The organism is Anoxybacteroides rupiense, assembly GCF_014196195.1.
Classification (GTDB): Bacteria; Bacillota; Bacilli; order Bacillales; family Anoxybacillaceae; genus Anoxybacteroides; species Anoxybacteroides rupiense.
On record NZ_JACIDF010000016.1, the window covers coordinates 1 to 14,789 of the forward strand.

At 39.0% G+C, this 14,789-nt stretch carries 11 protein-coding genes and 1 pseudogene; 4 read left to right on the forward strand and 8 right to left on the reverse strand.

Features of this window, described 5'->3' with window-relative positions:
• Nucleotides 1–1,478: 1,478 nt before the first annotated feature.
• Entirely contained in the window at nt 1,479–2,300 is an 822-nt protein-coding gene (locus tag GGQ95_RS17090) for a protein-glutamine gamma-glutamyltransferase (RefSeq protein ID WP_066148911.1), read from the forward strand.
• On the opposite strand, the gene GGQ95_RS17095 is transcribed toward GGQ95_RS17090, so the two are convergent.
• Nucleotides 2,277–3,179, reverse strand: a complete 903-nt coding sequence (locus tag GGQ95_RS17095) for a DMT family transporter (RefSeq protein WP_183187210.1) — start codon at nt 3,177–3,179, stop codon at nt 2,277–2,279. The genes GGQ95_RS17090 and GGQ95_RS17095 overlap by 24 nt on opposite strands.
• Nucleotides 3,180–3,253: 74 nt before the next feature.
• Between GGQ95_RS17095 and GGQ95_RS17100 the strand changes: the two genes are divergently transcribed.
• Complete coding sequence (locus tag GGQ95_RS17100) at nt 3,254–3,931, forward strand: MgtC/SapB family protein (RefSeq protein ID WP_044745071.1); 678 nt, start codon at nt 3,254–3,256, stop codon at nt 3,929–3,931.
• Nucleotides 3,932–4,224: 293 nt separating this feature from the next.
• On the opposite strand, the gene GGQ95_RS17105 is transcribed toward GGQ95_RS17100, so the two are convergent.
• Nucleotides 4,225–5,922 (reverse strand): methyl-accepting chemotaxis protein, encoded by a 1,698-nt coding sequence (locus tag GGQ95_RS17105; protein WP_183187202.1) that lies wholly within the window; start codon nt 5,920–5,922, stop codon nt 4,225–4,227.
• Complete coding sequence (locus tag GGQ95_RS17110) at nt 5,919–7,097, reverse strand: ATP-grasp domain-containing protein (protein ID WP_066148905.1); 1,179 nt, start codon at nt 7,095–7,097, stop codon at nt 5,919–5,921. The genes GGQ95_RS17105 and GGQ95_RS17110 overlap by 4 nt, the downstream gene beginning before the upstream one ends.
• A gap of 685 nt (nt 7,098–7,782) precedes the next feature.
• On the opposite strand from GGQ95_RS17110, the gene GGQ95_RS17115 reads away from it, so the two are divergent.
• Nucleotides 7,783–9,423 carry a M4 family metallopeptidase gene (locus GGQ95_RS17115; protein WP_183187203.1) on the forward strand — a complete coding sequence of 547 codons (1,641 nt, stop codon included), beginning with the start codon at nt 7,783–7,785 and terminating at the stop codon, nt 9,421–9,423.
• 191 nt (nt 9,424–9,614) lie between these two features.
• Here GGQ95_RS17115 and GGQ95_RS17120 read toward each other — a convergent pair whose 3' ends face one another.
• Together GGQ95_RS17120 and GGQ95_RS17125 are read right to left on the reverse strand one after the other, a co-directional pair.
• On the reverse strand, nt 9,615–9,881 hold the full coding sequence (locus tag GGQ95_RS17120) for a hypothetical protein (protein WP_159720303.1): 267 nt from the start codon (nt 9,879–9,881) through the stop codon (nt 9,615–9,617).
• 80 nt (nt 9,882–9,961) lie between these two features.
• On the reverse strand, nt 9,962–10,450 hold the full coding sequence (locus GGQ95_RS17125; protein ID WP_506913891.1) for a GNAT family N-acetyltransferase: 489 nt from the start codon (nt 10,448–10,450) through the stop codon (nt 9,962–9,964).
• Nucleotides 10,451–10,604: 154 nt separating this feature from the next.
• Here GGQ95_RS17125 and GGQ95_RS17130 point away from each other — a divergent pair, with 154 nt between their 5' ends.
• On the forward strand, nt 10,605–11,777 hold the full coding sequence (locus GGQ95_RS17130; protein ID WP_183187205.1) for an MFS transporter: 1,173 nt from the start codon (nt 10,605–10,607) through the stop codon (nt 11,775–11,777).
• A gap of 568 nt (nt 11,778–12,345) precedes the next feature.
• Here the strand turns inward: GGQ95_RS17130 and GGQ95_RS17135 are convergent.
• From GGQ95_RS17135 to GGQ95_RS17145, 3 genes and pseudogenes are all read right to left on the reverse strand, one after another.
• Complete coding sequence (locus GGQ95_RS17135; protein ID WP_183187212.1) at nt 12,346–14,217, reverse strand: hypothetical protein; 1,872 nt, start codon at nt 14,215–14,217, stop codon at nt 12,346–12,348.
• Nucleotides 14,218–14,235: 18 nt separating this feature from the next.
• Nucleotides 14,236–14,307 (reverse strand): annotated as a pseudogene (locus GGQ95_RS18910) (SEC-C metal-binding domain-containing protein); the annotation flags it as partial.
• Nucleotides 14,308–14,563: 256 nt separating this feature from the next.
• The gene (locus GGQ95_RS17145) at nt 14,564–14,752 is read right to left on the reverse strand and encodes an H-type small acid-soluble spore protein (RefSeq protein ID WP_066148897.1); all 189 of its coding nucleotides are present in this window, start codon (nt 14,750–14,752) and stop codon (nt 14,564–14,566) included.
• Nucleotides 14,753–14,789: the final 37 nt, after the last annotated feature.

Sequence of the window (14,789 nt, forward strand, 5' to 3'; positions counted from 1 at the left end):
AGAAAGTTGATTGGCTATTATTTAAATTTCGGTTGACCATACCGAAATTTTTCGATTAACGCTTCGTTTTGTTCAGTTTTCAAAGAACATTTATCCTCTTTATCAGAGCGACTTCCTAATATTATCACAGTAAAAAAATACTGTCAACCACTTTATTTTCCGTTCGCTGTTTCATTTATCATCATCAGCGACGTTTTATAATTTATCATACCCTAAAATAAAATGCAATAATTATTTTTATATTTTTTTAAAAAAACATATATTCCATGCTATAAACATATACATAAATGAGCTAACAAAACATACTTTAACATATCCCTTACAAAAAATTGCTCTTTATTTTCATCGCTCAATAAGTATATCAAGCGCATCATCTATAATAACACGCATCACACCATACAACATAGTTCAAATAGGCAGCTCAGGAGGAGGCTTTTGAACAAAATATCAGGATATATTTAGAAATTCAATATCTTTTTTGTTTGACAAATCACCTTCATAAATGAAGGGAGTATTTTCAAAATCAATATTAAACATTGGAAGTAGTATAATTAGGTATCTAAAAAACCAATCACTTCACACGTTGATTCACATGTCTGGATTGGCATTATTCTATTCATTGTTACCCACCCTCTTGATGCATAAAAATCACCGCCTCGCTGGCGATCTTTGACTTTTCAAAGAGGATTGATTCTAGCTTAAGTTACACTTATATGATGCAATCACTCGTTATCCTTGTACTGTATAAATGATAAACAATCTGTAAAAACAAGGTCACCTGACCTCAAATCGGACCATTACACAATGGAACGAATGTTAGGGCATCCCTATCGCTGTACATCATGCCCAATTAGAACCTGGGGGGTATACAAACAGTTTCAGCATCCAAATGCGCATATTTTTTGTAACAGCGCACATAAGCCTTACAGCATCATCGGCAAATGTTGATTCTATTTTTTATCGATTGAGCAGCTTCTTGTACCAATCGCTCTCTTTATTGTACTCTTTTTGGTCACAGCGAATTTTAGATGTTCATCAGTCAGCTTCCTTTGAGAAAAACAGACACATATCAGAGCAAACCGTAGAAACAGATTTTCATTATACAGCATCCAAAGACTTCATAACGACATTTACATAAGAAATACGGATTCATGAAAAGATGGACGAATTTTGCTTCGAAGAAAGGATATGAGTGAATGTTCTGCTTTTTAGCCTAATTTTTTAAGAAAAGCTCTTATATAATCTACTATATACACTACCTTATCCGTAAAACAAGAGAACACCAATCCCCATATTTTTGCTGATCCTTTGTTATTTTCTAAAATGCTTTTACACAGATTATCCACATTTTTCCACAAAAACACAGTGCTTATTCACACTGATCATTAAATACTAGCGCTGTTTTGAGCAAATATGTGAATAATTATTTTTTAATATTCACAATTTGTTGATAACTCCAAAATGAAAGGGTGGACAACATGATTCAAGTTAAAAGCTCCATTGTGGATAACCAATTTTTTTCCCATTCGCCTTTATCTAAAGAACAAACCATGATTTTTCAAGCTTTACTAAAAGAAAGGAAAAAATACACATATAAAAATGAACAACAGCTTCTATTTGAGCTGAAGCTACGAGAACAAATTCTTCATACGGCTATTCGCTTAGCAAAAAGTAAAGCACGATTTACCATTTTCCGTTTTTCAAGATGTAATGAACAGTTTTGGTCACGAAACCATTTAGGCGGATTTGAGTTAAAAAAGAATGTGACTCCAGCTGATGGGATTAATGATATTTTTGAAAACAGCCAGCTATACGCCTTTGAGTGTGCAACAGCTATTGTCATCATTTTCTATAAGGCAGTCTTAGATACGATTGACCGGCAAACTTTTAATCAGCTGTTCGCCAACCTTCTTTTATACGATTGGCATTATGACGAAGATTTAGGAGTACAAACAAAAACCGGGAACGACTACATTCCCGGCGATTGTCTATATTTTAAAAATCCTGATGTCGATCCAGAAATGCCTCAATGGCAAGGAGAAAATACCATTTACTTAGGAGGAGATCTTTATTATGGGCATGGGATCGGAATCAAAACAAAGGATGAAATTATTTCAGCACTCAATAAACGGCGAAAAAAAGCAGCGAAAAAGTCAGCTTACTTATTAGAACAAACAACAAGAGTAGATTTTAAATATTTAAGCAGGTTTGCAAATAGCGAGCAGCGCATAGCTTTGCCATTCGATCCAAGCCATCTGTTCATTGGGAAAATCGGTTCATCCACTTTCTTGAATTTGTAACGTTTTTTTTCGATTTTCACTCCATAAATATGTGCCAATGCCCAATAAAATTAAGGAACCGCCAATCCATTGCGATGGTTGGATCATTTCTCCAAGTAAAAAATAGGCTAAAATAGCAGCACCGACAGGTTCAAATAAAATTCCCATTGAAATGGTCGCAGCACTTACCCATTTTACCGACCAATTCATTAACGAATGGCCCAGCAAAGTGGGGATGATGGCAAGTAAAATAAAACAAAGCCAATCTGTTTTTTTATAAGAAAGTAGAGGATAGCGAAAGCAAAGCACATAGAGCAGCAGGGTGAGAGAGCTGATCCCATACACAACATATGTATAGATCGTCAGCGATAGTCTTTTTCGTAACTCCTGTCCAAACAGCCAGTATCCTGTAATCATCATACAAGCGAGCAAGGCTAGCATATCGCCGAATAGCGCCTGTCCGCTTATTCGAAAATCTCCCCAGCTAATGATGGTGCTTCCAACAATCGCAAGCAAGCCGCTTAACAACGCGCCAATCGTCAATCTTTCCTTAAAAAACACGTAGCCTCCAGCGAATGCAAACAATGGTTGCAGCGTCACAAGCACAACAGAACTTGTTACCGACGTATAGTTTAAAGATTCAAACCAGAGAATAAAGTGAAAAGCTAACAATACACCAGAGATAGCAGAAAACCACCAATCTCTTTTCGAAATTTTCAATAGTTCACGCCAAGCCGGGAGAAACATCGGAGTCATCAGTGCAACTGTAAAAAAGAGACGGTAAAAAGCGATTACAGCTGCAGGAGCGTGTGCCCATTTTACTAAGATGGCCGATGTTGATATCGAGAGCGCACCGATAAAAAGAGCGAGATACGGCTTAAATAAATTTTGTGATTGCATCATCCATCCCTCGTTCAACGTTTTATAATTTATAATGATTATAACATTGACTGAAGAAGAAAAGGTGATAAAATATGGATTTTCATCTTTTTATGAAGCTAGGAATATCAACGGTATTAGGCCTTGTGATCGGCATCGAGAGAGAATTAAAGCGAAAGCCGGTGGGATTAAAGACATGTTTAGTCATTTCCATTGTGAGCTGCTTATTAACGATTGTTTCTATTGAGTCGGCATATGTATTTCCTTTAAAAAACCGCATGGCCATGGACCCGCTTCGCCTTGCTGCGCAAATTGTATCAGGCATTGGTTTTTTAGGGGCAGGCGTCATTTTGCGCCGAGGGAATGACAGCATTTCGGGTCTGACAACGGCTGCTCTTATTTGGGGAGCAGCCGGAATCGGCATTGCCGTTGGGGCGGGATTTTACTGGGAAGCTATTTTAAGCGTGGGATTACTTATTTTAAGCGTAGAACTCATTCCTCTTCTCACCTCTTTTTTTGGACCAAAGCAGTTACGAGAAAAAGAGTTTGTTTTGCAAATTACTATTTCTAATAACGATCATATTGATGATGTGATTTCTGCCATTAACCAGCAAATCATTGATATAAAAACGGTTCGAATTAAAGATTTTGATGATCATCATCATCTTATTAGACTAAAAGTAGCTGTCGATCAGAAAAAATCAATAACGGATGTCTATTATTCGCTTCGCAGCATCTCATCCATTGTTCATATTGATATTGAAAGTGGTTAATGATGGACAATCCAAGAATGCAATGATCCATTATTTTACTAAAAATATGGAATAATTGAGCTAGACACAAGCGTTTCTGCCAGATGCATGCCCAGTCGGCAAGCGAATGACTTGCCGACTACGGCAGAAAAGCGAGGAGTCAAGCGATGCCAATTTGTTTTTATTGGATCATCAACACACCTGACATTCCATTAAAGTGATATCATTACACTTGATTACGCCGCTTAAACGAAAAGGCCGAAAGATTCACTCGACTCTTTATAAATTGAGATCGTGATTTTACTGAGGAATACTTACTCTATCTTAAACTTTGCAATCATCTCTTGAAGGTGATCAGCTAAACGTTTTAGTTGAATGTTCTGCTCCTTTAAGTAATCAATAGTATGGTTTTGTTGAATAGCAGAAGCAGAAATCTCCTGAATCACCGCTACCCCTTGTTCAGAAATAGCCGCAATTTCCTGAATGGATGTCAAAACCTGATCGGAGGATTGGTATAGATCTTCTGTATTTTTGGCGATAGCATCCATTCCTTTTGTTAACTGCTCTACGGATTCATAAATCGCATGAAATAGTCGGCCATTATCTTCAGCAATCTCCACCCCTTTTACAATATCTTCAAAATCTTGCTGATTTAGCTGAAGCACCACTTTAGCCTGTTCGTTCATTTCCTCTATCGCTTGAGAAATGACTTGAATGGATTCGTCGGTTTGATGGGCCAGCTTCTGAACTTCTTGAGCTACGACCGAAAATCCTCTCCCTGCATCTCCAGCGCGGGCTGCTTCGATGGAAGCATTTAAAGCCAGCAAATGAATCTGCGATGAAATCTCTTGAATCATTTGAATAATGTGGTTAATCTGTTTTAGTTTTTCCCCAAGATCAGACAGATTTTGTTTACTCGTTATTCCATTTTGTTTAATTTTACTCATTTGTTCTGTAATCATTTGTACTTGAATGTTCCCTTTTTCCGCCTGCTCTCGTGCCTGACCTGTAAGGTTTTTAATCCATTTTGTTTGCTCGTCGACATTAGAAATAGACATCGACATTTCAGAAATCATATGAGAAATGCGATCAATATGATGCGCTCTTTCCTCTGATCCTTTTGCTTCTTCATTTGTGCTGACAGCAATTTGCTGCGATGCTTGAGACAATTCGGCAAAGGACCCCAAAAGAATTTCACTGCTTCCATGGATGGTTTGTGAATTATCGCTTACTTGCTGAATGATATGGCTTAAATTTTTTCTCATTTCTTCAAAACTGGCTGCTAAAATGCCGATCTCATCTTCTCGTTTCATCTTGATCGGCTGGCTAAGATCCCCATTAGAGAGACGCTTTGTGTACTGTACTAATTGTTTTAAAGGCTTGGCTATTCGATTTCCGATGAATAGCGCCAGTATGATGCCAGCTGCAATCATCACCGCAGTTAAAATGATCGAAAAGGTCCATATCCAATGCTCGAGTTGCTTAATAAACTTAGCACTCATGTCCACGCCAATGATCGCATCCGTTCCCCGCACCGGCATAAAAAAGGATTTATGGACTCCCCACTTATCTTGGTAAATGCTGCTTAAAATCTGTTCTTTTTGTTCATATGATTGTTTTTGTTCCTCTGTAAACGGAGACTCCACCATAAATTCGTCGCTGTCATTTAAAGCGACAATGACATCTCGCCCATTATGTCTCGCCAATACATATACATACTCAATTCCGTTTTTATTTTTAATAAATGAGTCAAGCTCTTGTTTAAGCTCCTCCCCATATTTCTCTGGAAAGGCAATAACATTTTGAATAAGAGTTGGATCAAGTTTTTCCGCCAATGTTTCACCATTTTCAGTTAAGCGCTCATCAAACTGTGGAATTACATGATCTTGGATAATGTAACTAGACACATAATAAACAAAGCCAAATGCAACGACGGAAAATAGAATAAAAGGCAAGATAAAACTTATAATAAGCTGAGATCGAATCGATTTTCTCCAAAGCATCTTTTTCATTCTTTAGCCCCTTCTCCCGAATATTGAAGTTCCTTTCTGTGGATAAATGCTTGTAAATCGAGCCGCAGCAACCGATAAAGCTCGTCCATTGTTTTGCTTTTAAAAAATACGATCGCAAAAGTTCGGTCATTTGCTGCTTGTATCGGCCGGTATTCTAAGATGTGGTCAAACTGTTTTTGAAATAATGGGTGATTAATGGATTGAATCAAGCTTTGAGAAATATGCATAGGAATTTCGGCGCAAAGGAAGCTATAGATGTGATCGTCCATATGTTGAAGCGTTCTGTTCCAGTCCGGGCATGTTCCTCGGAAATAGTGTTCATATACATTGCATCCATAAGCATAGAATCCGAGATCTGTTGTACCTGCTCCAGCAAACCGAAGCGGGTTTACTTCAATCGGAATTATGCTGTCATTATTTTTTCTAATTTCAAAATGAATAGGAAAGTTTTTTAATGGATAAATTTCTTGAAACTGATGCATAAACGCAAGAATGTCATCGTAAATCTCGGCAATCACCTGCTTTGATGTATAATAAATCCGGTCTGATGTATCATATTCATCTTTAAACAATCGTTTAAAAACATTTAAAATCACCGGATGACCGCTGTGGTCATAATAGCCATCAATCGCGTATTCTTCTCCAAAAATCCATTTTTCAATTAAAATACTTTCTCCATCAATAACACTTTGATACATATTCTCCGCTACAAACAGTTCTGTTTCTAACTGCCGCAACGCCGCTTCCCATTCATTTGCGCTTTTTACTTTATATACGCCTACGCTTGAGTACCCTTTGCTGGGCTTTATAACAACAGGAAAAGGGATCTCATCAATCGAATGGCTGTACAGCTCATTCCTATCCGCAACTTTGTAAAAATAATCTGGATACATTTTTTTCAAAGCAGAACGAAAAAGCCCTTTGTCTTTTAACTGTTTGGACCAACGGTTTTGCACGCTATCTGGGGCATATGATTCAAGCAATTTTAAGCAGCTTTCTGAATTCGTTAATAGTTTTGTTTGCTCATTCATGAGCCCAAAAAATTCTGTCTCGTCTAATGTCTTTAAGCCATTTAAAGAATTCGATGGATTCCCCTGAACCAAAACAGGGATATCCAATTCTTGCAATGATGCAAGCAAAATCGGTGAAATAATTTGATCATTGATAAGAATCATCTTGATGCACCTTTCTAATAAATAAAAATTAGTACTATAGAAGCACGCTCGTCCATGCTACATCCATGTCTTATCATGTTACTCTAACTGTACAAAAACATTAGGTTGACTATACCGCAATGAAACCAAAGCACTACTCCTTTCACTATTATTTTAGTAAACTATTTCTAACATTTTCTTTATCGTCAGGACTGGAGTAATTTTTAACATATTCCACTGTTATTACTCTATTGTGTAAATTGGCTCATTTCAGAAAGTATTTAACTTTTTCCAATAAACTTTCCTCATTAGGAAATTTGTTCAGGGAATTTCGGTTGTTTATGTCTTCTTTCTCTTTATTTAAAGCGATCATCTATCGAGCAATACAATTGTCCTTCGTGCTGTAATAATTATGATGAATGGACCGTATTAAAACTCACGATCGGGAGGCAAACCGGCTCGCCGGCTTCAGATGAAAAGCGAGGAATCCGGTATTGTTCATTGGTTTTTATTGGATGATCAACACGCCTGATCGTTAGCTGCAATGAGGCACAGTCCATTTAACACTATGAACATATTGAAAAATAAAGGCCAAATCATTCCCATCTCTATCCAACTTTAATGACCACTTTCTCAATACCCATTTGCCGTTTTGTATAATACAATTTTTATCGTATATAATCCAATTTTACAAAGGAGGAAATTTATGAAAAAGAAAGCTACTTTTATTTTAGCAGCAGGTTTAACGTTTAGTGCCCTTCTTCCATCATCGTATGCGGCCGTACAATCTCCCGCAGCACAAAAGCATGCCCACCAGAAAATGCAAATCCTCCAAGAAAACTGGGATGCGAAAAACGGTGCTCCAGAATTTCTATCCGGAAAGCTATCTTCACAGTCTTTTAAAAGCGAAAAAACGATCCGGGAATTTTTGAAAAACAATCAAGAAATTTATCAGATCAATCCTGACACAGAGCTTACATTAGTCGATGTGAAGACCGATGAATTAGGCATGACCCACTATAAATATGTTCAGTCACTCAATGGCGTTCCGATAGATGGCGGAGAATTTTTAGTCCATACGGATAAAAACGGGATTGTCAAAGCCACGAACGGAAAGCTCCGTCCTAGCGCTTCGGACAAATTTAAAAACAAAACAGCCGCTAAAATTTCGGATAAAGAAGCCATTGACTTGGCTTGGAAGCACATTAATGTAACGAAACAAGAAACAGAGGTCAAAGAGGATAACGCACCTTTAAAAGAAAAAACGGATGTCGCCAATACAGTGGAAAAAAGCAAACTGGTTGTTTACGAGAAGGATGGAAACTACTATTTGACCCATAAAGTAGAATTGCAATTTATTTATCCGTATCCGGCCAATTGGAAAATTTACGTTGATGCAAATAACGGCAAAATTGTCGATGCCTACAATGCTGTAGCCGAAGAGGCAACAAGCGGCTATGGCTACGGAGTATTAGGAGATTACAAAACTCTTAATACTTACTACTCTAACGGCACCTATTATTTATACGATGTGACAAAGCCGATGTCAGGGGTCATCGAAACACGCACGGCGCAAAATGGCACGAGCTTGCCTGGCTCCTACTCTGTTGACAGCAATAATGCATGGACTGCTTCTTCACAACGTGCTGATGTAGATGCCCATTATTATGCAGGAGTCGTCTACGACTATTACAAAAACACACATAATCGCAATAGCTTTGATAACAACGGAGCAACGATTCGCTCAACGGTTCACTATAGCAATAGATATAACAACGCATTTTGGAACGGAGTACAGATGGTTTATGGAGACGGGGACGGAACGACGTTCGCTCCTTTATCAGGCGGACTCGATGTTGTCGCACATGAGTTAACACATGCTGTCACTGATCGAACAGCAGGGCTCGAATATCGCAACCAATCAGGCGCATTAAATGAATCAATGTCAGATGTTTTCGCTTGCTTTGTAGATTCAAATGATTACTTAATCGGCGAAGACGTCTATACACCTAACGTTTCCGGCGATGCTTTAAGAAGCCTTTCTAATCCTCAAGCATACGGACAGCCAGCTCACATGAACGACTATGTATACACCTCTTCAGATAACGGCGGAGTGCATACAAATAGCGGTATTCCAAATAAAGCTGCCTATTTGACGATTACTGCAATTGGCAAGGAAAAAGCAGAAAAAATTTATTATCGAGCATTAACTGTCTATTTAACTCCAACAAGCAATTTCAGCAATGCTCGAGCCGCTTTATTACAAGCTGCTGCTGATTTGTATGGATCCGGCAGTTCAACATATAATGCGGTGGCCAACGCTTGGAACCAAGTAGGAGTATATTAAACCTCCTCCAAACAGAGCCAAAGCCAAAAGAATATGATTTCTTTTGGCTTTGGCCTTCTTTCATCTATCGAATGATGCAACCCGCTTCACAAGCAGAATCTCATTTTTTCGACGGTCAGAGGCTAATCAAGGTGCCGTTCGCTTGAAGGGCGGAAATCTACACTTAGCAAATGTATGATGACATGTTTTGGTCAGTGTTTCGGCAAAAATTCCTCAATGATATGGCTGTCTTCACCATGAATCTGATTGGAAGCTAACAACTCTTTTTCCGTTAATAATTGAAATCCATACCTTTGCAGCTCGCGTTTTTGAATTTCAGACAGCTGCTCATAAGACACAATAGCCGGCGTCCCCGACGATTTATAAATTAGGTTTTTCGTGACTGGACATTGGAATACATCAGCGACAAATCCTTCTCCATCTTGGATCGTAAATAGACGAATCGGCATTACATTCATACTTTCTCCCTCTTTTCACTGTTTGTTGGCCTTTATAAGTACTGACGATTTTTCTATTATATTTCCCACCAACCGACTGTCTATACGATGCGTTTTCCTACAATGATAAGATCTCGCTCCACGCCATCTAATTCCGCAACTTTCGGAAAATGCCCCCATGTAGTAAAGCCAAAATGAGAGAAAAGACGCAAGCTTGGTTCGTTATGGGCAAAAATAAATCCGAGTAGCGTTTTAATATTCAGCCTTGGGCATTCATCAATGGCGGCTTGTAACAATTGCTTTCCCATTCCTTGTCCGCGATATTGTTCAGAAATATAGATGCTGATTTCCGCTGTATGCTGATAAGCAGACCGTCCATAAAAAGACTGAAAGCTGAGCCATGCACATATTTGCCCCTCTTTCTCAACGACCCATAGCGGCCGGGTGTCAGCAAAATGTTCCCAAAACCAGCTTTCTCTGCTCTCTACCGTTATCGGTTCTAAATCTGCTGTGACCATTCTTGAGGGAATGGTTTCGTTATATATCCGAACAATCGCCGAAAGATCCTCATAACAAGCATCCCTAATAATCAATGATTCCTGCATACTTCCCATTCCTCCTTAAGCATTTTATTTGCAAAAATACATAAAAAGGGAGCATACTTAAATATTATTTAAAGCGAGTGACTGAATCTTCCAGAAGCGCTGATTTTACTTCTTAATAAAACATGAAAGGAGGAAGCAGATGAATAAGACACTGATCGTGTATTTAGTGTCGCTTGCTGCATTTCTTGGTCCATTTACACAAACGATCTACACACCTATTTTACCAGAAGTCACAAAAGATTTTGGCACATCTTCATTTTTGGTGAATTTGACAATCTCCATTTTTACTTTGTTTTTAGCACTCATGCAGATCGTTTATGGACCTCTTACAGATACAAAGGGGCGAAGAAAGGTTCTTTTATTTGGTATTTTTATTTATGTACTAGCATCTCTTGGCTGTTTCTTTTCACATTCCATTTCTATCTTGCTCGTCTTTCGCGCTCTGCAAGCCATTGGAATTGCGGCTGGCTCCGTCGTTGCTGCTACGGTGATCGGCGATTTATTTGAAGGGAAAGCAAGAGGAAAAGCGATGGGAACGTTTCAAATGATGGTTTCGCTTGGCCCGGTCGCAGGGCCGATCGCTGGAGGCTTTATTGGGGGAAGCTTTAACTTTCATACCGTCTTTCTTGTCCTTGTATTCGTAGGCGCTGTTATTTTCCTGTTCAATTTTATTTTTTTAAAAGAAACTAAAACGGAAACAGGCTCTACAGAACGCTTCCAGCCACGGGATTTTGTTTTTATTTTAAAAAATCACACGGGCGCGTCCATCATTTTATTGGGCTTTACGCAATACTATGCGCTATATAACTTTTTAGTATTTTTGCCAAACATTTTGAACGACCGATACGCGCTTCCAGCAGAACAAAAGGGAATCGTGTTTCTATGCATGTCTTTGTTTATTGTCGTGGGCAGCTTCGTCGGCGGAAGGATACAAGGACGCTTCCCAAGCCGAAATGTGATTGTCACGACCGCCTATTTAAATGTGTTGGCCGTGTTCTTATTTCTTTTAGTTTCACATATAGCGCTCCCATTACTGATTGTTTCCATCATGCTATTTGGATTCTTCCTAGGAACCTCTTTGCCTGTACAAACAACTCTTCTTACGCAAATATTTCATTCCAACCGATCTACTGCTATTGGGGCCTATAATTTTTTCCGATATATTGGAATGGCGTGCGGACCTATAATCGGGAGCTGGCTTCTTAAAATCGGCGGATATGATACGATCTATGGATTTGTTGATGTGCTGTTTCTCTGCTGCTCGTTAATACTTATGAAGCAATTTGGCAAAGCAGCCTATAAGCCGCAATAATCCAACGTTTCTAGTGGTCATTTAGGGAAGGACGTTCGAACAAGATTTGTCCTTTCCCCCATTGAACCATATCGCTTTTCGTGGCCAACAAACTCGTAGGTTGAAAACATATTATAAGACTCTTCCGTTGAAAAATGAAGAAATTAAGGTAGCTGGAGCATCATGGATATGAGGCCTTGCTGTTTCGGCAGCCGGGTGTAAGACTGAAAGCAACGTTCTCAAACCTTCGTCACACAGATGCGTGACGAAGGCAAATTCACAAATTCGTTTCCGGTCGCCGCTCTTCCAAAGATCGTTCGTCTCTTTTTTACTAGCGTTGATATAGCGTGAACGGATGCTCCGGCTAACATATCGCCCCATTTCTGCCCTATAATCTAAACTTCCAAAAATCAAAAGCCCTTTCTCCTCCGCGTCTGATCGTTTTGCCCAGGTGGTAATGGATAAGATGGAAGAGAAAAAATACGAAGCACAGCTTGTTAGGGGGTTGGAGGCATGTAGAGATGATGGGCAACTAGGCTGAAAGATTCACTGTCCATGATTTTTTATTCCTCATCCCGTTCTCATGTTGCTACCATTTTGTTTTAAAAGAAGGAGCCATTGCTTGAAGCCACCCAAGCAGTTCACGCTCCTTTTGCCAAAAAGCAAGATGTTCTTTTGCATATATGACAGCTTCATTTTCATCGCCAAGACTATAAAACGAAGGAGAATTTGTTGGAGGCCGCTTCTTTTTCAATACATAATCCATCACATACTCATTTGTTTGCCAAGCTTGCTCTAACAATTCCTCCATCTCTTCATGAAGACCGTATCTCAAGTACGCTAAAAGCAAGCGATTATAGCTGATGAAGGCAGTGGGCTCATCATACTGCTCTATCAGTTCTTCTGCTTTTTCGTATTTTTCCGTTTCTAAATAAGCAGGCAACAGCACATAGCGAGTTCCTTGATTGTCGTTAAAATCTAATTGAAGCAGCTGCTCATACTGCTTAATCGCTTTTTCTTTTTCTCCGAGCAGCCAAAGTGCCTGTGCGTACTTTTCTTTTGCTCTCATATATGATCTTGTTTCCGTTATCATCCAGAAATGACCTTTATAGTCACGGAAGAAGCTCTTTCCAAGCTCCTTTTCTCCCGCTTCCATTCCTTTTTGATAATAGGTCACTGCTTCCTTCAATGTCGTTGCTTCGTCACCTAAAATATTATAAGCAGCTGCACTATTCGGGTACAAACGCAAAGCTTGATGCACAAGCTCCTTTCGCCTTTTTGGATTTACTTCGTGAAATGCTTGATCAAGCAATTCTTGTGCTTGTTCTCTCAACGATTCGCTCTTTTTATTAGTAAGCATCGATTGAACAAACAAGTGTCCTTCTTGAGCTGCTGAATCGTTTGGTTTCTGTATGAGACGACGAATATTATGCCTGTTTGGTTCAGTCGTGATTTGCGAATGGGGAATGAACTCTGGGGTTAAAATGCGTCCTTCTTCAAAATGATCTATTTTTTTATATATTTGTGCGATAAACTCTGCCATAGACTCTTCCATTTCGCGATATTTGATAGCCATGCTCCTGCTGGAAATCCTGTAGCATTTTGCGATCTCTTTCTGTGTTGCCGCTTGGTACGGAATCACAATGACAAGAGTTAAATAATGGATAGCAGCTGCATACAGCTCCGGCTTTTGAATAAAAGGCCGCTCTAAGTCGCAATATACCTTCCATAGCACAATAGCCACATAAATCCAAGGCCCATTTCCATGAATTTCTTCCATTCGCTCCTGCAATACATAGGCCACCTGTTCATAAACTGGTTGCTCCCATTCAAGCGATTCAATTGAAAGATATTTAGAAGATAATTGTAAAAAGCATTCATATAATAGCTCCGGAAAAGATAAGGTAACAAATTCACGGACAGAAACATCTTTTTTTTCATCAAACATCTCCTGAAGGAGTTCAATGACTGTTTCGGCTACGTGCCTTTCTATTTCTAAACAAGAAATAAAAAAAGAATAGGCTGGACCAGAGGATACAAGGGTTCCGATAAGCAAATAGCCCTCTTTTATTTCTGGTTTATCGAAGGCAATACGTTTTTGTTTTTGGGTAAAAATATCTTCAGCGATCACAAAGCTGAGGGATTCTCGTTCGATGACGCGCACAAACGAAGGGAACTCACGACCCCAAGTGTGGAGAAGTTTGCGGATAGTTGGGCTCTTAATCTGTGAAGCGCATGTTTGGATATAATGTTCAATAATCGTTTTTCTGTTCACCAACGGTTGGCAGAATACCGCCCATAAAGTGGTATAAAATACAAACAGTTCGTCCCATTCATCATCTAGTAAATGGTTCGTTCTTCGCGCAATAAATTCACCCAGTTCCTTTTTATGTTTTGTCAAGGCATAATGGAGCAAATCGCGCTGGACCTGCATAACCTCCTGCATGATGAATTCATTCATCGATATTACCTCTCGCTGCTTGCCACAACATTTTTGATATTTTTTTCCACTTCCACAAGGACAAAGATCATTTTTCCCTGCTTTCTCCATCCATCTTCACCTCTTTCTTATTGTTTATGATCATATATTTTTGACCACCTTGCTAGAAAATCCTCTATATTCACCTTAATATTTCTTAATATTTCGACATATAATCCTCTCGATCTCCACTCCGTTAAGAGATGGGATCTCGGTGGATGATGTTAAAACAATGAAAATTATATGATCTGTCTGTTATGGTCGATTGATAAAGGAGTTTAAAAAAATAAAAGCAGCCTTTATTGCAAAAAATTTAAAAACGCCTTATTCAGGCGTTTTCTTCTTCCAGCTCTTCGACTGGCACTTCTCTCGTTTCTTGAAGCAGACCGTCACGCATATGTACCTTGGCTGTTCCAGCTTTCTCATTGTAATCGTCAATCCAGACAGGCACACCATTGTAATAAACAGAAACATCAGCAGGTGAAGAAATAATTTGCTTAACACGGTTCATATCCATGAAAGCATCCTCCTTGCATTGGTTAATAGCAGTAGTA

What these genes read in the sequence shown, in the direction of transcription:
- GGQ95_RS17090 (WP_066148911.1), top strand. Translation starts at nt 1,479, where the DNA reads ATGATTCAAGTTAAAAGCTCCATTGTGGATAACCAATTTTTTTCCCAT.
- GGQ95_RS17095 (WP_183187210.1), bottom strand. Translation starts at nt 3,179, where the DNA reads ATGCAATCACAAAATTTATTTAAGCCGTATCTCGCTCTTTTTATCGGT.
- GGQ95_RS17100 (WP_044745071.1), top strand. Translation starts at nt 3,254, where the DNA reads ATGGATTTTCATCTTTTTATGAAGCTAGGAATATCAACGGTATTAGGC.
- GGQ95_RS17105 (WP_183187202.1), bottom strand. Translation starts at nt 5,922, where the DNA reads ATGAAAAAGATGCTTTGGAGAAAATCGATTCGATCTCAGCTTATTATA.
- GGQ95_RS17110 (WP_066148905.1), bottom strand. Translation starts at nt 7,097, where the DNA reads ATGATTCTTATCAATGATCAAATTATTTCACCGATTTTGCTTGCATCA.
- GGQ95_RS17115 (WP_183187203.1), top strand. Translation starts at nt 7,783, where the DNA reads ATGAAAAAGAAAGCTACTTTTATTTTAGCAGCAGGTTTAACGTTTAGT.
- GGQ95_RS17120 (WP_159720303.1), bottom strand. Translation starts at nt 9,881, where the DNA reads ATGAATGTAATGCCGATTCGTCTATTTACGATCCAAGATGGAGAAGGA.
- GGQ95_RS17130 (WP_183187205.1), top strand. Translation starts at nt 10,605, where the DNA reads ATGAATAAGACACTGATCGTGTATTTAGTGTCGCTTGCTGCATTTCTT.
- GGQ95_RS17135 (WP_183187212.1), bottom strand. Translation starts at nt 14,217, where the DNA reads ATGAATGAATTCATCATGCAGGAGGTTATGCAGGTCCAGCGCGATTTG.
- GGQ95_RS17145 (WP_066148897.1), bottom strand. Translation starts at nt 14,752, where the DNA reads ATGGATATGAACCGTGTTAAGCAAATTATTTCTTCACCTGCTGATGTT.